The following is a 20,368-nucleotide window of genomic DNA, read 5'->3' as shown; positions in this document are numbered from 1 at the left end:
GCGGCCGGCGACCCGGCCACGGGCCGCCGGCCACGAGGGCTCAGCCGGGCTCGGCGATCACGACGCGGTTCTCCGAGTAGCCGGTCGTACCGCCCTGCCACCGGCCGCCACAGGTGACCAGTACGGCGCGGTGCCTGCCGCTCTGCCCGAACAGTTCGCTCGCCCGCGCCGGCACCTCGTCCTTGTCCAGCGTCAGAATCCGCGAGACTTCGTAGCGGAACTTCTTCCCGTTGTCGTCGGCGATCGTGACGCGCTCACCGACCCGCACCTGCCACAGCTCGGCGAACGGGCCTTCCCGGCCCTGCCAATTGACATGACCCGCGAAGACGCTGGCGCCGCTGGGGGCGCCGAGCCCGGCGCCCCACCACGTCGCCTCGCCGAGGTTCTCCGGAACGGGCAGTACAGCGTCCGGACCGAGATCGCGGCGTACGAGGGCCGCCGACCCGCCGTCGGGCAGCCGGATCGTGCCCGGCCGCTGCCCACTCGGTGCGGGGGCGACCTCCGGTTCGCTGCCGTGTTCCGGCTGCTCGCCGGACTCCGACTCCTGATGGGAGCGCGTCGGATCGCCGGCCTTCTCCGAGGTCGTCGGTTCGGGTTGCTCGGCCGCGGTGTGCTGCCGGGAGGTCTGCCTGTCGGCAGCGGGCTCGGCCGTTCCGGCGACGGCGTCGGTGGGCGGCATCAGCACCGCCGCGCCCACCAACGCCTGAGCCGCCAACACCGAAGCCGCTCCCAGCAGATAGCCGGCGACCCGGTCACGCCTGGCCACGTCAGTCTCCGGACAGCTGCCGGCGACGGACCACTAGCCCGGACGCGACCGCGACGGCGAGTGCCAGGCCGCCCATGCCGAAGAGCGCGCCGGTCGGCGTCGACGTCGTCGTCGGGCTCTGTGCCATCGGCTGGCCCTGCTCACCGGCGGGAATCACGGTCGGCACCTGATCGGCCTTGTTGCTGATCGTCAGTTCGAGCGTGCCGCCGGGTTGTACCTTTCCGCACGCCGATGGCGGATTGTCGGGATCGAACGCGTCGGCATAGCCGTTCGGCGGGCTGACCTCGATGATGCAGATCCGTTGCGGCGCGCGCAGCCCGTCCACCGTGGCCACTCCGCCGTCGCCCTCCGTCGTCACCACGGCGGGCTTGCCGTCCTCGCCGACCACGGGCTTGCCGTCGTCGCCCTTGGCAGGCGACTCCTCGTCGCCCGCGGTGACGCGCAGCGGGACACCGGCGATGCCCTTCTCCGACTCGGCGTCGATCTTCGTGACCTTCACGCCGCCGGGAGCGTTCTTCGCCGCCCCGGTCGCCGATGCCGTCAGCTCCTGCTCACCTCCGGTCGAGACCACCCGCTGGGTGTCGGCGGTGACCGGGTCCTGGACGTACGGTCGCGCGGCAGGGGCCGACATGGTGGCCGTCACCGACGGCTTCTCGGCCTGCGGTGTGACCGGGAAAGTGGCGGTGCCGTCCTCGCCCGTCGTCACGTTCGCCCGCTCGCCGCCGACCTGCGCACCCTCGGCGGACAGGGTCACCGGAACGCCCGGAACGCCCTTGCCCGCGGCGTTGGTCACCGACACGGACCATTCGTCCGCCTCGCCGATGGTCTGCTTCTGCTCGGGAGCGGTGACGTCGGCCGTCCACGGGCCGCGGTTGGCGTTGGCGTCGCTGCGCAGCCGCTTCACCGCGTTCTTCGCACCCTGCGGCAACTTCGCGAACTGCCCGTCGACGTTGTAGGCGATCCGGTCGAACGGCAGGTTGCGGTCGAGGTCCGCCGGCGTGCGCGGGGCAGCAGTCCACGAATGCAGGAGATGGGCGAGCGCGGCGGCCTCGTCGTCGTTCTGCGTGTCGCCGTAGCGCAGCAGCAGGTACGAGATGTTCGCGGCCGTGTCCTCCGGAATCTTCTCGCCCCACTTGGTCAGCAGCTCGTCGCCGGGCCGGTACTGCTCGCCCGAATCGGGTGCCTTCAGAGCGAACTGCACACAGAACACCTGCTTGCCGCCGACGACGTAGGAGCCGTGCCAGTCGCTCTCGCGGTTCTGTCCGCCGTAGGGCTGGCCGGGCGTGGTGCGGTGACCGTTGCCCTCCTTCACCTCGGCCGAGGCCACGGGCGCGACGACGACCAGTGAGAACGCGGCCAGCGCGACCGCCACGAGCAGTCGCAGGGCCACGGCTGGTGAAAACGCGGTGGGTGAAAACGGAGTGCTCAGGGTGCGCTGCGCGCCGGCGGAGGCGGCAGCGCCCCGGATGCGGGAAGGGCGCAGGGTAGGCGCCACGGGAGTCCCCCTAAGGTCACGAATGCGGCGCCCGCGGTGCTCCACACCCCCAGAGGCGGCCGAACGTCATCGGCCGGGGCTCGTCGGGGCGACCCCGGCTGACTGCTCGGGTGGCACGGTTACGCGGGTGGTACAGCTGCTCCGGTGCTACGGCGGGCCCGCGTTCGGTAGTCGGTCGGATACGGCTGGTGATACTCGCTGCCCGCCGCGTCACCGGCAATCGGCCACTTGAGTGGACCTGGTTCGGTCGCGGTACACGATGTTTCCCACGTCCGTGCCACCCGCCCCGGGGATCGTGGGTAAAGTCGGGTTTACCGACCTACGGGAACCGGCCGGCGCGTCCGGTCGTTGTACCGGTGCAAGGCCAGTAGATCCAGGAGGATCAGTGCGAACCTCAAGTAACCCAGCCTTCCGCAACCTGCCGCACGGTGCGGCCGGTCAGGCGTCGTACGCGGGTTTCCAGCAGCCGCAGGGCGGCGTCCCCGGTTACGGGACCCCGCAGGCGCCCTCGGGTGAGGCCGACCGCCCGATGACCGTCGACGACGTCGTCATGAAGACCGGCGCAAGCCTCGGCGTGACGCTGGTCATCGGCATCATCACCGCGATCTGGGCTCAGGGGCAGATCATGGCCGGGTCCATGGGTGCCGTCACCGGCGCCATGATCGGCGGCATGATCGTCGGCCTGATCCTGGCCCTGGTGATCATCTTCAAGCAGATGGCCAGCGCGCCGATGACTCTCGCCTACTCCGCCGCCGAGGGTGTGTTCCTCGGTGCGATCAGCGGCGTGTTCGAGATGATCGTCGAGGGTGTCGCGCTGCAGGCCGTCGTCGGCACCGCCGCGGTGTTCGTCGTGATGCTGGTCGTCTACAAGACCGGCGCCGTGAAGGTCACGCCGAAGTTCCGCAAGTGGATGATCGGTGCCATCGGCGGTGTCGCCGTCCTGATGCTGTTCAACCTCGTGATGAGCCTGTTCGGCGTCAACGTCGGCCTGCGCGACGGGGGCACCCTGGCCATCATCTTCAGCATCGTGTGCATCGGCGTGGCCGCGTTCAGCTTCCTGCTGGACTTTGACATGGCCGACCAGGCGATCCGCCAGGGCGTGCCCAACAAGTTCGCCTGGTACGTGGCGTTCGGCCTGATGACGACGCTGGTCTGGCTGTACCTGGAGATCCTGCGCCTGCTGACCTACCTGCAGGGCGGCGAATAAGACTCTCCGCGCTACACCTCCTGCGGCAGCCGCCCGGCCCATTCGGCCGGGCGGCTGCCGTTGTTCAGGGGACGTCCCGGTCCTCGGCTGCCCTGTCCTCGGCCGAGCGCGGCGCGGCCCCGGCGGGCCGGTGAGTACGCAGGCGAGGACCACCGGGGTGGCCGTCGACGAAGGTCGGCATCCGGTCGAGTGAGTGCGCGTGGCTCGGGGTGCGCGCCCGACGAACCGACCCGGTCGATCCGCCTCCGTCCGAGACGCACAGGCAGGTCCGAGGCGAACCAGGACCGTGACGAGAAGCGGCCCCCGGGTGGCGTGACCGTCACCCGGGAGCCGCTTCTCGATGCTGTTCGAACCGTGCCAATGCTCGAGCGGCGCAGGCCCGGTCGTGCAGTGTCAGCGGTGCAGTGTCAGTGGCGCAGTGCCCCTCAGATCATGCGCTTGGCGCCGGAGAACTCGTCGTCGGTGTCCCAGTCCTGCCAGTCGACGATCGACACCGATTCGGATGCGTTGGGCGCGTGGATCATTTTCCCGTTCCCGATGTACATGCCTACGTGGTGCACGTGGCCGACTCCGCCGGGCTGGGCGAAGAACAACAGATCACCGGGCTGCAGATCCTCGATGGCGACGTCCTGGCCGTGCTCGGCCTGCGCCGACGAGTCCCGCGGGATCGACACGCCGTGGGCGCGGTGGACGCTGTAGGTGAAGCCCGAGCAGTCGAACCCGTACGCGGACACGCCGGCCCACAGGTAGCGCAGGCCCAGGAACTGCTTCCCCGTGGCGACCAGGTCCTCACCGGTGGGCGCAGCGGGTTGTTCACCCTGGTCGTACACGTCGACCGCGTCCTGCGCGAGCCATGCTCCGGAGCCGTCCGGCAGTGCGACCCGCACCGCCTGCGGTGTCTCGGCGAGCACGGGAAGCCGCGTGTTGAAGCTGATCTCCGACAGCGGCCGGCTGCCGGTGGGGGTGGCCGTCAGCCACGTCCGCTCGTCGGTGACCTGCGCCCACGGGCGGGTTTCGGTCAGGGTGTCGAACCGGTCGCTCTCGACGAGCTGGTCGACGGGCAGCCAACCGGGGTAGCCGCGATCGTCACGCGGGGTGTCCTGCCCCTCGACCACGACGTGGGCCCACTCGCCGGCCACCTCGGTGACCTCGACCTCGGAACCGAGCACGGCCTGCGTCTCGAGCTTGCCGGTGAGCCAGCGCCGCGTCTCGGTGTCGGCCAGGTTCCGGTTCCACCGGTCCAGATCGACGGGGTTGGTCAGCGACGGCGCGTCGATCGGCCGGTCCAGCCCTGGCTCGACCCACAACGTCGCGGTGGTCACGTCGACGAACGCGTGGTCACCCGCTTCGATCCCGTGGCCCTGCGCGGCCTCGTGCGGTGCGGCCGCTGCCGCGCCGGCACTCGCGCCGACCAGCCCCGTGGCCAGCAGCGCGACCGTCGTTCTGCGGAGGTTCATACCTTTTCTCCTTTCACCCATGGAGCAAAACCGATTCCCGGGCCGGGATGGAGATGCATCTCGCTGCCGCGCAGGCGGTAGCCGCCGGTGAGGTCCGGGTCGTCGATCCACTCGGCGGAATCGAGGTCGACGAGGGTGACCGCGGGGTGAGCGGCTGCGAGGTGGGCGGCCGCCGCGATGGAGATCCTCGGCTCCATCATCGCGCCGACCATGCATTCGATCCCGGCCGCGTGCGCGATGTCGGCGATGGCCAGCGCCTCGCCGATCCCGCCGCACTTGGCCAGCTTGATGTTGAGCAGGTCCGCAGCCCGCCGCTGCACGATCTCCAGCGCGCTGTGCGGTGAGGACACCGATTCGTCCGCCATGATCGGCACGTCGACCGCGGCCGTCACGGCGGCCATGCCCGCCAGGTCGCGGCCGGCGACGGGCTGCTCGACCAGTTCGAGGGGGATCCCGGCGTCCTCGATGGCCCGGATCACGCGGATCGCCGACTTCACGTCCCAGCCCTGGTTGGCATCGAGCCGGAACCGCACGTCCTGCGCGGCCTCCCGGACCGCGCGGAGCCGGTCCAGGTCCGCGCGCCAGTCGTTGCCGAGTTTGATCTTCAGCACGTCGAAGCCGTCGCCGACCGCCTCGACAGCGGCGTCGGCCATGCGCTGCGGCGTGTCGAGGCTGACGGTCATGTCGGTGCGCAGCACCGTCGCGGCATCCCCGCCGAGGGCCTCGGCCAGCGGCACGCCGAGTGTGCGTGCCCAGGCGTCGTGCAGCGCGACGTCGACCGCAGCCTTGGCTGCGAAGTTCCCGACGCAGGAGTCGGCGATGCCCGCCGCGATCCCACGTCGCCCCGCGCCGGACCGGTCGGCCAGGGCCTGTTTCACCGGCCCGTTCAGCACTGCCAGTACCGAATCGACGGACTCGCCCGTGACACCGAAGGACTGGCCCGCCGAGCCGTGGCCGACGGTGCCGTCGGCCAGCTCGATCTCCACGAGCACGCCGAGCATCGTGTCGACACGTCGACGAGCCGTGATGAACGGGCGCGCCAGTGGCGCCGAGTAGGGCCGTGCCCGCAGGTCCGCGACGGCGGGCAGCACCTCAGATCACCCCCAGCACGTTCACCGTCGCCAGCCCGATGAACGTGCCCGAGAACGCACCGATCAGGGCGAACAGCACACCCACGGGCACCATCTGCCGGTGGAACGCGCTGGCCACGACCGGTGCCGAGGCCATGCCGCCGAGGTTGGCCGTGCTGGCCACCGCCAGGCTCGACAGCTCGGACTTCGTGAGCTTGGCGTAGACGACCATGATGGTCGCGTGCGCCATCAACGCGATCACGCCCATCAGCAGGTACAGCGGCGCTTCGGCCAGCGAGGAGAAGTCGGAGCCGGAGGCGATGATGCCGATGATCACGTACAGCATCACCATCGCGAGTTCGGACGAGCCCGCGGTCCTGCCGAATCGGGTGGAGGCGATGACCAGGCCGAGCACGCTGACGATGAGGATCGTCCACGTGGTTCCGGTGACGACGTCGCCCAGTTCCGGCAGCAGGCCGCCGACCCAGGTCGCGGCCGCGGACACGAGCAGGCTGAAGCCGATCAGTGTCATCAGTGAGGTCAGGTCTATCGAGTGTTCCCGCTCGTCGGCCGCGTGCCCGTCGAAGTTGATCGCCTTCGCCTTGGTCCACCGGTTGAACCGGTCGGCGACGCCGACGGAGCTGAACATCACGAGCAGCCACAGCGAGTAGAGCACCGTGTCGACGATCAGCACGTAGCCGATCAGCGTCTCCGGTGCGTCCACGATGGACTGCACCGCGACCAGGTTGGCCGAGCCGCCGGTCCACGACGCGGCGAGTGCACCGAGCGCCTTGTACGCCTCGCCCTCCAGGGTCGCCTGGAAGATCAGGAACGCGACGACGAAGCCCACCGCGATGCTGAGCGCCGAGATCACGAACGTCAGCAGGAGCTTCGGGCCGAGTTTGATGATCTTGCGGATGTCGCATTTGAACAACAGCAGCAGGATCATCGCCGGCAGCAGCGCATCCTTCACCGCGTCGCCGGTCGCCTCGACCGAATCGGACTCACCGAACACGCCGAGCGTGTTCAGCAGTGCCGCTCCGAGGTAGAGCAGCACGAAACCGGGCACGTACTTGAGGAACCGGTACTGCCTGCGCTGGGTGACGTAGACGATGACCGCGGCCAGCCCCAGCAGCACACCGAGATAGAGGAACCCGTCCGTAATCATGTTCGCGTCGCCGCCGTCCTTTCTTCCTCACACACAAAAAAAGTCGGAAACGCGCACCCGACCGAGGTGGTCGTGGTACGTGTTTCCGACTGGGTCCGGCCCGGTCAGGGGCCAGGCAATCGCTGGGTCCTACGGAGGCGTCAGCCCGCGGTGATGCCCACCGCGGTCCGGTACTTGGTCGCGGCGTGGTGCAGTGCCGCGATCAAGGCTCGTTGGGACGAACCGTGATAGCGCGCGGAGATGCGCTCCGTAAGAAGACCTTCGTCCGTGATGCGCTCTCGGGCGAACAAGCCTTTGACGAACCTGTTCGTCAGGGCCAACGTCGCCGAGCACTCGGCATCAAGGATCCGGTGCGTGTCCGGGTCGATCTCGAAGGCGATGAAGAACAGCCCGTACTGACTGGTGATCGGGTTGTTCGAGGGTGCTTTGGCCTCGCCCGTGACGAAGACCGACGTGGACATGGCGAGACATTAGGACAGCGCCGCCTCCCGCCGGTAGTCCTCGGCGGAGCTCACCGGAAGACGTTACCCAACCGTCACCTGCTCCTGCACACACGCGACCACACGCAGTGCGTGCAGGAGCAGGTTCGCGCACCGCCGGGCAAGCCGGGCAGCAAGTTCTCGTTGTCAGCTGAGGCGTTCGAGGACCATGGCCATGCCTTGGCCGCCGCCCACGCACATCGTCTCGAGGCCGAACTGCTTGTCGTGGTGCTGCAGCGAGTTGATCAGCGTCGAGGTGATCCGGGCGCCGGTCATGCCGAACGGATGGCCGACGGCGATGGCACCGCCGTTGACGTTCAGCTTGTCGAGGTCGATTCCGAGGTCGCGGTAGGACGGGATGACCTGCGCGGCGAAAGCCTCGTTGATCTCGACCAGGTCCATGTCGCCGACGGACATGCCGGCGCGGGAGAGGGCCTGCTTCGACGCCTCGACCGGGCCGTAGCCCATGATCTCGGGCGAGAGGCCGGACACGCCGGTGGACACGACGCGGGCCAGCGGGGTGAGGCCGAGCTGCTTGGCCTTGGTGTCGCTCATGATCACCAGTGCGGCGGCGCCGTCGTTGAGGGGACAGGCGTTGGCGGCGGTGACGCGGCCGTCGGGGCGGAACACCGGCTTGAGGCCGGACACGCCTTCGATCGTCACGCCTGCGCGTGGGCCGTCATCGGCGTCAACGACGGTGCCGTCGGGCAGGGTCACGGGGGTGATGTCCTTGGCCCAGAAGCCGTCGGCGATGGCCTTCTCGGCGAGATTCTGCGAGCGCACACCGAACTCGTCCATCTCTTCGCGCGAGATGCCCTTCATCCGGGCGAGATTCTCGGCGGTCTGGCCCATGGCGATGTAGACGTCCGGCAGCTGGCCGTTCTCCCGCGGGTCGGTCCAGCTGTCGGTGGCCTGCTCGGCGGTGGCGGCGGTGCGGGCCTCGGCGTCGGCGAAGAGCGGGTTGTGGGTGTCCGGCAGTGAGTCGGAGTTGCCCTTGGCGAACCGTGACACGGCCTCGACGCCCGCGGAGATGAACACGTCGCCCTCGCCCGCCTTGATCGCGTGCATGGCCATGCGCGTGGTCTGCAGGCTGGAGGAGCAGTACCGGGTGATGGTGCAGCCGGGCAGGTGGTCGTAGCCGAGCAGGGTCGCCACGACGCGGCCCATGTTGAAGCCGGACTCGCCGCCCGGCAGACCGCATCCGAGCATCAGGTCGTCGATCTCGGCCGGGTCGAGCTGGGGCACCTTGTCGAGTGCAGCGCGCACCATCTCCGCGGCGAGGTCGTCGGGGCGCTTGTCCACCAGTGAGCCCTTGCCTGCCCTGCCGATGGGCGAACGGGCTGCGGACACGATCACGGCTTCGGGCATGGTGGACACTCCTTCGGATCGACCTAAGCGGATGCTTACGTACATCCTGCCTGCCGGTGCCCGCCCTGGCCAGTGGTGTTAATCGCACGTCACGTCACTGGCATCATCACGCCGTGTCGAATACCCGGAGCGCAGCGTTACGGCCACGGACGATCGCGATGTGGGCCGTCGGACTGTTGCTGGTCGCCACCGCCGCCGCCACCACGATGCTGTCGCTGCTCGGCGGTGGCCGGCCCGAGGACCGCGCCAGGCTGGACGCCCTGCGTACCGCATCGAGCCTGGTCATCGGGACGGGCGGCGGCGCCGCGCTGCTGCTGGCGGCACGGCGGCAGCGGTCCAACGAGCTCGACCTCCAACAGCGTGACCACGACGCAACCGAACGCCGCATCACCGAGCTGTACGGCCAAGCGGCCGAACAGCTCGGCCACGAGAGCGCCGCGGTCCGGCTGGCGGGCATGTATGCGCTGGAACGGCTGGCCGCCGACCACCGGCCGCAACGCCAGACGATCGTCAACGTGCTTTGTGCCTATCTGCGCATGCCGTTCGACGATTCCGCAGAGGAACGGCAGGTCCGCCTCGCGGTGCAGCGGATCCTGCAGTTGCACCTGCGGCCCGACGTCGAGGACGCCTTCTGGGGCGACATCGATCTCGACCTCTCCGGAGCGCGGTTGCCGTGGTTCAACTTCTCGCGCTGCCGGATCCGCTCGCTGAACTGCCGCGGGGCGGTGTTCACGGAGCTCGCCACGTTCCGCGGATCCGAATTCGGATCCAAGGCCGATTTCGTCGAAGCGTGCTTCCTCGATGACGCGGACTTCCGCAACGTGGACTTCGGCCGGAACGGAAGCCGGTTCCGCGGCGCGCGTTTCGAGGGGCCGGTGCGGTTCGGCGAGCACACCACCGCGAATCTCGCAGGCGCGATGACCAGGACCGGAGCGGGGCGCAACTGGCCGCCGGGATGGGAAGCGCGCGAATCGGAGGGCGATCCAGCATGGGCCGACCTGCGGCAGGTCGAAACCGGTGGGTCACTCGGCGCGTCGTAGTGAACACCGTCCGAGTAATGAACTCCCGAGTAGTGAACACAGTCCGCGAGCAAGGCCTTCGACACCGGAAAGGAGAGGACCGATGCGTGTCATGGGCAGCGTGCCGGGTGGGGCGTCGACGCCGCGCGGCACCGGGATCGGCTCGGTGCCACCTGGGGTGGTGAGCCTGCGGGGCGCGCGGTCGTGGCCGGCGGACTTCCGGTGTCGATCCGTGGTTTGGTGACGGCGGGGCGGCGCGGGAAGCCCGCCGGCTCCCCGCGCCGCCCCGTGGCTCATCAACCGGTTGTGGTGATGCGGCCGTTGCCGCCCTCCGGGTACTGCTCGGCGGTGACGGAACCGCTCAGCCCGTCGGTGAGGTAGCCCTCGACGGCCTGCTGGTAGGTCGTGCCGACCGAGGTGAAGTCCAGATCGCCGAACGGGTAGCCGTCGCCGCCTCGGGCGGAGAAGTCGTTGGTGGCGACCGAGATCGGCGCACCCTCCACGACCCGCCCGTCCTCGACGACGACCGTGCCGTCGTCGAGCGTCACGTCCTGTACGCGCTCGCCCGGTTCCAGCACCTCACCGCTGTTCTCGTCGACGACCTGCGCCTTGCCGTTCGGGTCGTAGGTGAACTTCACCCCGGAGACCTGCATGAACGCGCCCGCGGCGTCGGGGGAGGCCGCCACGCCGCGTTCGAGCAGCTGGCGGAACACCTGACGCGGCACCTCGGGCACGACCGCGACGAAGTTGGAGAACGGTGCGACGTCGTAGGTGTCGAGCGCACTGATGTCGCCCGCGGGCAGCGTCGAGTCGTTGCGGATGCCGCCGCCGTTCTGGATGCCGACCTGCGGCGGCGTCACTCCGTACTCCTCGGCCTTCTGCTCGCCCGTCCAGCGCAGGCCGTCGGCGACCAGGTTGCCGAGGTTCGTCTCCTTCGAGCGCACGTCGCCCCGGACGCCGTTCAGCGGCACCTCGCTGGTCGCGACCGTGGTCTCGGCCAGTTCGTCGAGGTGCTGTGCCACGGGCTCTTCGACCTCGGACCGGATCTTCTCGTCGCCGTGTACCGCGTCGGGGCCGACGCCGGACACGCGCACCGGTCCGGTCTCGGCCTCGTCGACGTCGATGACCTCGCCGCGCCAGTTGAAGTTCAGCACGAGCCTGCCGACGTACTTGTAGTCGCCGGTCGTGGTGACGACGGGAACGCGGTTGCCGTCGGCGTCGTCGGCGTACAGCGGGAAGCCGCGCTCGGCCTCGTCGCCGGGGATGAGCCTGTCGTCGTCGCCGGCGAGGATCTCGCCGCCGCCCGCGCCGACGACCGCGTCCACGCCCTTCAGCTGCGGCACCAGCTCGAGCTCGTTGTCGATGTCCTGCAGGTGCGAGACGAGCAGCACCTTGTCGATACCGCGGTCGGCGAAGTCGGACGCCAGCGCGTTGGTCAGCTTCGCCATCTCGGCGTCGACCTCGACGTTGCGCGGGCTCGACAGCGACGGCAGTTCCGGAGTCGTCAGCCCGATCATGCCGACGCGCTGGCCGCGCGAGCGCAGGACCTTGCTCTTGAGGATCGTGCCGTCCTTGGCGTGGGCGTCGAGCGTCGGCTCACCGGAGACGTCCACGTTCGTGCTCACGAACTCCAGCGAACCGTCGAACGCCGAGATGAAGTCGGCGAACGCCTCGGGGCCGAAGTCGAACTCGTGGTTGCCGATAGTGGTGGCGTCGAAGCCGATCTCGTCGACCGCGCGTGCGTCGTAGAACGGGGCGCCGTCCTCCTGGCTGGCCGAGAATTCCGGACCGGCCAGGAAGTTGTCGCCGCCGGATACGGCGACCTCGCCGCGCCACAGCGCCTGGCCCGGCTCCGGCCAGCCCGTCACGGCGTCCTTGCGCAGGTCGTCCATCACGGTCGCCATGCGCGACGGGCTGCCGTAGGGCTGCTGCCCACCGTCGACGATCTCGCCCTCGTCGGTGCCGTCCCCGGACACGCCGAGCAGCGCGGATTCCATGTCGTTGGCGAACAGGACGTTGAGGGTGAACGCGGGCACGTCGTCGAAGAAGCCGAACGCCTTCGCGTTCGGTGCGGCTCCTGCGACGCCACCGGACGTCGTCAGCAACGCGCTCGCGAGGGCGGTGGCGGTGGCAGCTCGCGCCACCCGCTTGTGCCGTCTCGGCAGGGCTTTCACGGCGGGGACTCCTTGGTACGGACTTGACGGTCGAAACGCCGTGAGCTAATCACAGTGGTCCTTTTCGGACAATGAAATCGAAAAGAACCCCGACTAACGATGTGCAACGGTCATCGGCTGATTACTCTGGCGGCATGGAATACGCCGAACACGTCATCGACCTCGTGGGAGACACCCCGTTGGTCAAGCTGAACTCCGTGACCGACGGAGCAGGCCCGCTCGTGCTCGCCAAGGTCGAGTACGTCAACCCCGGTGGCAGCGTGAAGGACCGCATCGCGCTGCGGATGGTCGAGGCCGCCGAGGCGTCCGGAGAGCTCAAGCCGGGCGGCACGATCGTCGAACCGACCTCGGGCAACACCGGTATCGGCCTCGCGATGGTCGCGCAGCGCAAGGGGTACCACTGCGTGTTCGTCTGCCCGGACAAGGTCAGTGAGGACAAGCGCAACGTCCTCGAGGCCTACGGCGCGCGGGTCGTCGTCTGCCCCACCGCCGTGCCGCCCGAGCACCCCGAGTCGTACTACAGCGTCTCCGACCGGCTCGTCACCGAGATCGACGGCGCGTGGAAGCCCAACCAGTACGCCAACCCGAGCAACCCCGAGAGCCACTACCACTCGACCGGCCCCGAACTGTGGCAGCAGACCGAAGGCAAGATCACCCACTTCGTCGCGGGAGTCGGGACCGGCGGCACGATCTCCGGCACCGGCCGGTACCTCAAGGACGCCTCCGAGGGCAAGGTCAAGATCGTCGGCGCCGACCCCGAGGGTTCGGTGTACTCGGGCGGAGCAGGCCGGCCCTACCTCGTCGAAGGTGTCGGTGAGGACTTCTGGCCGGAGACCTACGACCGCGACGTCGCCGACGAGATCATCGCGATCTCCGACGCGGATTCGTTCATCATGACGCGCCGCCTCGCCTCCGAGGAGGGCCTGCTCGTCGGCGGGTCGTGCGGCATGGCCGTTGCCGCCGCGGTGGAGCTGGCCAAGCGGTGCGACCCCGACTCCGTCATCGTCGTGTTGCTGCCGGACGGCGGCCGCGGGTACCTCGGCAAGGTCTTCAACGACTCGTGGATGGGCGCGTACGGTTTCCTCCCGCCCGATTCGACGGACGCCACCGTCGGCGACGTGCTGCGGCGCAAGGACGGCACCCTGCCCGACCTCGTCCACACCCATCCGCACGAGACCGTGACCGAGGCCGTGGCGATCATGCGTGAGTTCGGCGTGAGCCAGATGCCGGTCGTCAGTGCCGAGCCGCCCGTGATGGCTGCTGAGGTCGTCGGCGCCGTGAACGAACGTGACCTGCTCGACAAGCTGTTCGGCGGTGAGGCCGCGCTCGCCGACATGTTGCAGACCCACATGTCCCCGCCGCTGCCCACGATCGGCGCCGGCATGTCCATCACCGCCGCCATCAACGCGCTGACCTCGGCCGATGGTGCACTGGTGCTGGAGGGTGGCAAACCCGCGGGGGTCGTCACCCGGCAGGACCTGCTGGCGTTCATCTCCGGGCGCGAGTGAGGACAGCTCGTTTTCGCTCGCTGCCAGCGGGGCGTTCCGGGTCACGATTAGGTGTATCCGCTAGCGTGTGCCCGAGCTAGAGACAAGAAGGTCCTCGTCAAGGGAGTTCAAGCCCACATGAGTGCTCCGCAGCCACCGAACCAGCCCGGGGGTGGCGAGCAGCAGCCGCCGCAGGGGCCGCCGAGTGGTTCCCAGCCTGCCCAGGACGGCCCGTTCGAGTCGGCCGAGCCGACGCAGGTCGTGCAGCCCGGCCAGTCGGATCAGGGCGGCCAGATGCCGCAGCAGCCTGCCGATCAGGGAGGCGACGCGGCCCAGCCGCCGCAGCAGCCTGCTGACCAGGGTGGGGAGGCGACGCAGGTCGTCCAGCCTGCGCAGTCCGGCCAGCAGCAGCCGCCGCAGGGCGGCTCCGAGTCGACGCAGCTGGTGTCGCCCGACATGCAGCCGCAGCCGTCGATTCCGTACGCCCCGCCGCCGAGTGCGGCCGACAACCCGGCTGCGGTGAACCCCCAGGGCTACGGTGCTCCGCAGGGGCAGCAGGGTTTCGACCCGTCACAGGGCCAGCCGGGCTTCGGCGCGCCGGGCCAGCCCGGCGGGTTCGACCCGTCGCAGGGGCAGCCGGGCTTCGGCGCGCCGGGTCAGCCGCCGCAGGGTGGTTACGGTCAGCCTCCCGGCCAACCGCCGCAGGGTTACGGACCGCCTCCCGGCCAGCCTGGCGGCTTCGGCGGTCCGCCTCCCGGGCAGTTCGGCGGCCAGCCCGGCTTCGGCGGCCAGCAGGGCGGCGGCAACCCGCAGCTGTTCGCGTGGATCGCCGGGGGTGCGGTCGCGCTTCTCGGGCTCATCGGCACGATCATGGCGATCACGCTGCTGTCCGAGGTGGCCGGCTACGTCGGCTACATCACGTTCTACTGCTGGATGTTGCTGCTCGGCGGGCTCGGAGCGCTGGCAGGCGGCGCGATGCACGCCCTGGCGATGATGAACCCGATGCTCAAGAAGATCGCGCCGATCGCCGAGGCGGTCGGCGGGTTCCTGCTCCTGCTGTTCGCCATCCTGTTTCTCGCCGAGGGTGCGGGATCGTCGGCGAGAATCGTTTTCGAGTTGATCTTCGGCATTCTGGTGCTCGCCGTCGGTGTCGTCGGTCTGATCCCGCAGGCAGCCCAGTTCGTCGGGCTCGGCAATGCCGGCCCCGGTGGCCCTGGCGGCTTCGGTGGTCCGGGTGGCCCCGGTGGTTTCGGTGGGCAGCCGGGTGGTTTCGGGCAGCCGCCGCACGGCCAGCCCGGTGGGTTCGGCCAGCCGCCGCAGCAGCCCGGTCAGCCGGGTGGTTACGGCCCGCCGTCCGGTGGCTTCGGTCAGCCCGGAGGCCAGAACCCGCCGTCGGGTGGCTTCGGTCAGCCCGGCGGTCCCAACCCGCAGTCGGGTGGTTTCGGTGCTCCCGGCCAGCCGCCGCAGGGTCCGCCACCGGGGCAGCCCGGTGGGTACGGCGGTCCGCCTCCGCAGGGACCGCCGCCCGGTCAGCCGCCGCAGGGCCAGCCGCCCCAGTGGTGAGGCGCTGAACAACGCGGCATCGATCTGCGGTGCTGTTGCGCAGAGCACAGAACGATCCACGGAGCCCCGGTCGCCGATGCGGCCGGGGCTCCGTCGGTTCCGGGGTCGAGGTCATTTTCGGTGTCGGGGTGTCCGACGGGCGCGCCCGCAATAGGGTGGGCACATGTCCCACGAATCCGCCGACACAGGCTTCTCCACCCGCGCCATTCACACCGGTCAGGAGCCCGACCCGCGAACCGGGTCGGTGATCGTGCCGATCTACCAGACCTCCACGTACGCCCAGGACGGTGTCGGCGGCACCCGGGAAGGCGACTACGAGTACTCGCGCACCGCGAACCCCACCCGTACCTCCCTCGAAGCGGCACTCGCCGCACTGGAGAACGGCCGTCACGCGCTGGCGTTCGGTTCGGGGATGGCCGCCAGCGACGCCGTGCTGCGCACCACGCTCCGACCCGGTGACCACCTGGTGCTCGGCAACGACGTCTACGGCGGCACGTTCCGCCTCATCGACAAGGTCCTCACCGGCTGGGGCATCACCTACAGCGTCGCGCACCTGTCCGATGTGGACGAGGTGCGTGCCGCGATGCGCCCGGAGACCAAGCTGGTCTGGTGCGAATCCCCGACGAACCCGCTACTGGGTATCTCCGACATCACGACGCTCGCCGGCATCGCGCACGAGGGTGGGGCGAAACTGGTCGTCGACAACACGTTCGCGACGCCGTACCTGCAGACACCGCTCGACCTGGGTGCCGACGTCGTCGTGCACTCGACGACGAAGTACCTCGGTGGCCACTCCGACGTGGTCGGCGGGGCCGTCGTCACCGGTGACGACGGCCTGCGCGATCAGCTGTTCTTCCTGCGGAACTCGGCCGGAGCGGTGCCGGGCGCCTTCGACGCGTGGCTGACGTTGCGCGGACTCAAGACCCTGTCGGTGCGCATGGAGCGGCACTGCGACAACGCCGAGCGCATCGCCGCGATGCTGCAGAGCCATCCGAAGGTCGCCCGGGTGTACTACCCCGGACTGGCCGACCACCCCGGCCACGACGTCGCGGCCAAGCAGATGCGGCGGTTCGGTGGCATGGTCGCGTTCGACCACGTCGACGGGGAACAGGCCGCGCTGAAGGCCGCCGCGGGCACGAACCTCTTCATCCTGGCCGAGTCGCTGGGCGGGGTCGAATCGCTGATCGAACACCCGGGTCGCATGACGCATGCCTCGGCCGAGGGGTCGTTGCTGCAGGTGCCGGCCGAGCTGGTGCGGCTGTCGGTGGGTATCGAGGACGGCGAGGACCTCGTCGACGACCTGCGACAGGCGCTGGGCTGAGCGACGTGTGCCGGGGCCGCGCGGCGAGTTCCGGGCGGCACGGCGATGGTGTTCGCCGGTGGCTGCGCAGGCCGGGCCGCGGCAGCTACGGCCGGTAGTTGCGGGGCGCCTCGTCGTTGCCTCCGGCCGGGCCGCGCTGCTCGCCGGGACCGGTCGTGGGCAGCTCCTCGCTGTCCACGCAACCGCCGATGAACTGCACGCTGTCGGCGTGGCGCACGTACTGACCCGGATCGCCGCAGGACGCGTAGCCCACCGTGAACACAGCCGCTCCGGCGAGTGCCATGGCGGACACGATGCCGGCGAGCAGCGGTGTGACACGGCCCTGCGAGCGTGCGTCCCGCGGTGCCGACGGCCGTGCCATGCTGTTCCTCCGGTCGTGGATTCGTCCCCCTGGGTCAGCTCCAGGGTACCCAATGCTCACGCGCGACATACACGGAAGTCCGATCTCGGAGGGAGAGTCGTCACAGTCATGCCCGCCACGCGGCTCGTCGACCTTGACCGCATCCTGCAAGCACGTGACCTGCTCGACGGTGTCGTCCGCGTGACGCCGATGGAGCACGCGCGCGAGTTCCACGACTCCTTCGGCGGCCCCGTCCATCTCAAATGTGAGAATCTGCAGCGCACGGGCTCGTTCAAGGTGCGGGGCGCGTACACGCGGATCCACGGCCTCTCGGCGGAGGAACGTGCCCGCGGGGTCGTCGCGGCGAGCGCGGGGAACCACGCCCAGGGGGTGGCGCTCGCGGCGTCGCTGGTCGGCACGCAGGCGACCGTGTTCATGTCGCGGAAGGCCCCGTTGCCGAAGGTCGCCGCCACCCGCGGCTACGGCGCGGACGTGCACCTGGTGGGCACGGCGTTCGAGGAGGCGTTCGCGGGCGCGGCCGAGTTCGCGGAACGGACCGGCGCGGTGTTCATCCACCCCTTCGACCACGAGGACATCATCGCCGGTCAGGGCACGGTCGGGCTGGAGATCCTGGAGCAGGTGCCCGACGTCGGCACGGTGCTCGTGTCCACCGGCGGTGGAGGACTCGTGTCCGGCGTGGCGAGCGCCATCAAGGCGAGCAGGCCCGAGGTGCGGCTGGTGGGGGTGCAGGCGGACGCTGCGGCCGCGTTCCCGCCGTCGCTGGCCGCAGGCGCGCCGGTGGGGCTGGACAGCACGCACACACTGGCCGACGGGATCGCGGTGGCACGGCCGGGGGAGCTGACGTTCGAACACGTGACGTCACTCGTGGACGACGTGGTGACGGTCGGTGAGGAGGCACTGTCGCGGGCCGTGCTGAACTGCCTGGAGCGGCGCAAACTCGTCGTCGAACCCGCAGGCGCGGCACCCGTGGCGGCGCTGCTCGAACACGGCGGCGCATTCGAGCCGCCGGTCGTCGCCGTGCTGTCCGGTGGGAACGTCGACCCGCTGCTGCTCATGCAGATCATCCAGCACGGCATGACCGCCGCGGCGCGGTATCTGTCCGTGCGGCTGTGGGTGCCGGACCGGCCGGGCTCACTCGCGGGCGTGGTGACGCGGATGAGCGAGCTCGGCGCGAACATCGTCGACATCGAGCACTCCCGGATCTCCGGAAGGCTCGGCATCGGCGAGGTCGAGGTGGCGCTGAAACTGGAGACGCGGGGTCCGCAGCACTGCGACGACGTCATCGCCGAACTGCAGCGCGCCGGCTACACGGTGGCCTCCGCCGACCACTGACCGCGCACAGTAGTGCCCCCAAGGGCACCTTGGTGCATCGAACGCAGCCACGTGCCAGCGTGCCCGTGAGGGGTGGTGGCCGGGCTGGCGGGCGGGCGCCCCGAATCTTCCCCTCGCTGTGGAAGCGCTGGCGCAGTGCCATTGCCGCGCGTGAGGGGAGGATTCGGCGCATCCAGTGCACCGAAGGTGCCCTTGGGGGCTTTTCTCCCTCCCCCGGGACTAGAGGTTGCCGCGGCGCTCCTGCTCCCGCTCGATCGCTTCGAAGAGTGCCTTGAAGTTGCCCTTGCCGAAGCCGAGCGAGCCGTGCCGCTCGATGAGCTCGTAGAACACCGTCGGCCGGTCGCCGATCGGCTTGGTGAAGATCTGCAGCAGGTAGCCGTCCTCGTCGCGGTCCACGAGGATGCCGTGCTCCTTCAGCGTCTCGATCGGCACGCGCACCTCACCGATCCGCGCCCGCAGCTCCGGGTCGTCGTAGTACGAATCGGGGACCGCCAGGAATTCGACCCCCGCCGCACGCATGGCCTGCAAGGTCGCGATGATGTCGCCGGTCGCCAGTGCGATGTGCTGACACCCCGCGCCGCCGTAGAACTCCAGGTACTCGTCGATCTGCGAGCGCTTCTTGCCGACGGCGGGCTCGTTGAGGGGGAACTTGACGCGGTGGTTGCCGTTCGACACGACCTTGCTCATCAGCGCCGAGTACTCGGTGGCGATGTCGTCGCCGACGAACTCCGCCATGTTCACGAAGCCCATCACGCGGTGGTACCAATCCACCCAGTAGTCCATGTCGCCGAGTTCGACGTTTCCGACGCAGTGGTCGACGGCCTGGAACAGCCGCTTGGGTGCTCCCGCGGGACGGGGCACCGTGGACGTCCGCGCCACGTACCCGGGCAGGTACGGACCGGCATAGCGCGACCTGTCGACGAGCGTGTGCCGGGTGTCGCCGTAGGTCGCGATCGCAGCCATCCGCACGGTGCCGTGGGAGTCCGAGACGTCGTGCGGTTCCGCGAGCACGGTCGCACCCTGCTTGCGGGCGTGCGCGATGCAACGGTCCACATCGGACACCTCGAGCGACAGGTCGGTGACGCCGTCACCGTGTTTGCGGTGATGGTCCAGCAGCGCCGAATCGGGTCGCACGCCGCCGTTGATCACGAACCGTGCCGAGCCGGACTTCAGTACGAACGACTTGCGGTCGGCGTCCCCGGTTTCCGGGCCGGCGTACGCGACGAGCTGCATGCCGAAGGCGGCCTGGTAGAACCACGCCGTCTGGGTCGCGTTGCCGACCGCGAACACGACGGCGTCCATCGCCTTGACCGGGAACGGGTCCGTCGAGTCGTCGTGGTCGACCAGGCCGACGAGCCGTCGGAGCTGGTCGTAGTCGATGTCGTCGATCGCCTGCTCGGAAGGGGTCATCGCTGATTCCGTCGTCATGGACGTGAGCATGACCCCGACGTGCAGAGTGAGCAATTGTCGGTGAATCTACTGGACAATATGTGCAGCCGTGTCACGATGAGTCAGATCAAAATGAACAATCTGCCCAGGGGAGTCCGCGATGACCTTCGACGCGCTCGACGCCCGCCTGCTGTTGCTGCTGACCGATGCGCCGCGGCTCGGCGTGCTCGAATGCGCGCGGCGGCTCGGTGTCGCACGCGGCACCGTCCAGGCTCGTCTTGATCGGCTCTCCGCCGACGGGGTGCTCACGGGATTCCCGCCGGAGCTGCGCCTCGACGCACTCGGGTACGGCCTCACCGCCTTCGCCGTGCTGGAGATCGCCCAGGGCAGGCGGGGTGAGGTGGCGGAGGAACTCGCCGCGATCGACGAGGTGTGCGAGGTGCACGCGACAACCGGTCAGGGGGACCTGTTCGTCCGCATGGTCGCCCGCTCGAACGACGATCTGCAGCGGGTGATCGACGAGGTCGTCGGCGTTCCCGGCGTGCGCAGAACGTCGACGTCGATCGCGTTGTCGACCCCCGTCGCACCGCGGGTGCGGCCCCTGCTGGAGCGGATCGCCCGCGGCGACCGGCCGTGACACTCCCCGTGGCGTTCCGCCCGGAACACCGCCGGCCCGCGCTTGCGGGGCCTCGGCCGCCGTGCGTGGTTGCGG

The 20,368-nt window shown here is 69.6% G+C and carries 17 protein-coding genes; 7 read left to right on the top strand and 10 right to left on the bottom strand.

The features are described from left to right. Positions 1 to 40 precede the first annotated feature (40 nt). Positions 41 to 766 carry a class F sortase gene (locus LY12_RS12375; protein ID WP_253856139.1) on the bottom strand — a complete coding sequence of 242 codons (726 nt, stop codon included), beginning with the start codon at positions 764 to 766 and terminating at the stop codon, positions 41 to 43. Position 767: 1 nt separating this feature from the next. Next, the gene (locus tag LY12_RS12370; RefSeq protein ID WP_253856137.1) at positions 768 to 2,156 is read right to left on the bottom strand and encodes an MSCRAMM family protein; all 1,389 of its coding nucleotides are present in this window, start codon (positions 2,154 to 2,156) and stop codon (positions 768 to 770) included. A gap of 490 nt (positions 2,157 to 2,646) precedes the next feature. Between LY12_RS12370 and LY12_RS12365 the strand changes: the two genes are divergently transcribed. After that, entirely contained in the window at positions 2,647 to 3,468 is an 822-nt protein-coding gene (locus tag LY12_RS12365; protein WP_253856135.1) for a Bax inhibitor-1/YccA family protein, read from the top strand. 425 nt (positions 3,469 to 3,893) lie between these two features. Here LY12_RS12365 and LY12_RS12360 read toward each other — a convergent pair whose 3' ends face one another. The 5 genes from LY12_RS12360 to LY12_RS12340 form a co-directional block, all read right to left on the bottom strand. Then, positions 3,894 to 4,925 (bottom strand): C40 family peptidase, encoded by a 1,032-nt coding sequence (locus tag LY12_RS12360; RefSeq protein ID WP_253856133.1) that lies wholly within the window; start codon positions 4,923 to 4,925, stop codon positions 3,894 to 3,896. Continuing rightward, complete coding sequence (locus tag LY12_RS12355) at positions 4,922 to 6,016, bottom strand: dipeptide epimerase (RefSeq protein ID WP_253856132.1); 1,095 nt, start codon at positions 6,014 to 6,016, stop codon at positions 4,922 to 4,924. Before LY12_RS12355 ends, LY12_RS12360 begins: the two co-directional genes overlap by 4 nt. Before the next feature lies 1 nt (position 6,017). After that, positions 6,018 to 7,163, bottom strand: coding sequence for a DUF819 family protein (locus tag LY12_RS12350; RefSeq protein WP_253856131.1), 1,146 nt, complete (start codon positions 7,161 to 7,163; stop codon positions 6,018 to 6,020). A 140-nt stretch (positions 7,164 to 7,303) separates the two neighbouring features. Then, a complete protein-coding gene (locus LY12_RS12345) occupies positions 7,304 to 7,624 on the bottom strand; it encodes a DUF3870 domain-containing protein (protein WP_253856130.1) in 321 nt (106 codons plus the stop codon). Between the two features lie 165 nt (positions 7,625 to 7,789). After that, positions 7,790 to 9,010: an acetyl-CoA C-acetyltransferase gene (locus tag LY12_RS12340; protein ID WP_253856129.1), complete on the bottom strand. Its 1,221-nt coding sequence runs from the start codon at positions 9,008 to 9,010 to the stop codon at positions 7,790 to 7,792. Positions 9,011 to 9,123: 113 nt separating this feature from the next. On the opposite strand from LY12_RS12340, the gene LY12_RS12335 reads away from it, so the two are divergent. Further along, on the top strand, positions 9,124 to 10,050 hold the full coding sequence (locus LY12_RS12335; RefSeq protein ID WP_253856128.1) for a pentapeptide repeat-containing protein: 927 nt from the start codon (positions 9,124 to 9,126) through the stop codon (positions 10,048 to 10,050). 275 nt (positions 10,051 to 10,325) lie between these two features. Here LY12_RS12335 and LY12_RS12330 read toward each other — a convergent pair whose 3' ends face one another. Beyond that, the gene (locus LY12_RS12330; protein WP_253856127.1) at positions 10,326 to 12,203 is read right to left on the bottom strand and encodes a bifunctional metallophosphatase/5'-nucleotidase; all 1,878 of its coding nucleotides are present in this window, start codon (positions 12,201 to 12,203) and stop codon (positions 10,326 to 10,328) included. 134 nt (positions 12,204 to 12,337) lie between these two features. Here LY12_RS12330 and LY12_RS12325 point away from each other — a divergent pair, with 134 nt between their 5' ends. The 3 genes from LY12_RS12325 (at position 12,338) to LY12_RS12315 (ending at position 16,574) form a co-directional block, all read left to right on the top strand. Beyond that, positions 12,338 to 13,711 carry a cystathionine beta-synthase gene (locus LY12_RS12325; protein WP_253856126.1) on the top strand — a complete coding sequence of 458 codons (1,374 nt, stop codon included), beginning with the start codon at positions 12,338 to 12,340 and terminating at the stop codon, positions 13,709 to 13,711. A 117-nt stretch (positions 13,712 to 13,828) separates the two neighbouring features. Then, positions 13,829 to 15,253, top strand: a complete 1,425-nt coding sequence (locus LY12_RS12320; RefSeq protein WP_253856124.1) for a hypothetical protein — start codon at positions 13,829 to 13,831, stop codon at positions 15,251 to 15,253. A gap of 163 nt (positions 15,254 to 15,416) precedes the next feature. Continuing rightward, entirely contained in the window at positions 15,417 to 16,574 is a 1,158-nt protein-coding gene (locus tag LY12_RS12315) for a cystathionine gamma-synthase (protein ID WP_253856122.1), read from the top strand. Between the two features lie 85 nt (positions 16,575 to 16,659). Here the strand turns inward: LY12_RS12315 and LY12_RS12310 are convergent, their stop codons facing one another. Next, a complete protein-coding gene (locus LY12_RS12310; protein ID WP_253856120.1) occupies positions 16,660 to 16,935 on the bottom strand; it encodes a hypothetical protein in 276 nt (91 codons plus the stop codon). A 108-nt stretch (positions 16,936 to 17,043) separates the two neighbouring features. Here LY12_RS12310 and ilvA point away from each other — a divergent pair, with 108 nt between their 5' ends. Continuing rightward, the gene (ilvA, locus tag LY12_RS12305) at positions 17,044 to 18,267 is read left to right on the top strand and encodes a threonine ammonia-lyase (protein ID WP_253856118.1); all 1,224 of its coding nucleotides are present in this window, start codon (positions 17,044 to 17,046) and stop codon (positions 18,265 to 18,267) included. 219 nt (positions 18,268 to 18,486) lie between these two features. Here the strand turns inward: ilvA and hppD are convergent, their stop codons facing one another. Beyond that, positions 18,487 to 19,695: a 4-hydroxyphenylpyruvate dioxygenase gene (gene hppD, locus LY12_RS12300; protein ID WP_372493502.1), complete on the bottom strand. Its 1,209-nt coding sequence runs from the start codon at positions 19,693 to 19,695 to the stop codon at positions 18,487 to 18,489. Between the two features lie 121 nt (positions 19,696 to 19,816). On the opposite strand from hppD, the gene LY12_RS12295 reads away from it, so the two are divergent. Beyond that, positions 19,817 to 20,293, top strand: a complete 477-nt coding sequence (locus LY12_RS12295) for an Lrp/AsnC family transcriptional regulator (protein WP_253856116.1) — start codon at positions 19,817 to 19,819, stop codon at positions 20,291 to 20,293. The last annotated feature ends 75 nt before the right edge of the window (positions 20,294 to 20,368 follow it).

Source organism: Prauserella alba (genome assembly GCF_024171735.1).
GTDB classification, from domain to species: domain Bacteria; phylum Actinomycetota; class Actinomycetes; order Mycobacteriales; family Pseudonocardiaceae; genus Prauserella; species Prauserella alba.
The sequence above is the reverse complement of the archived record's forward strand: the minus strand, read 5'-3'. Positions and strand labels throughout refer to the sequence as shown.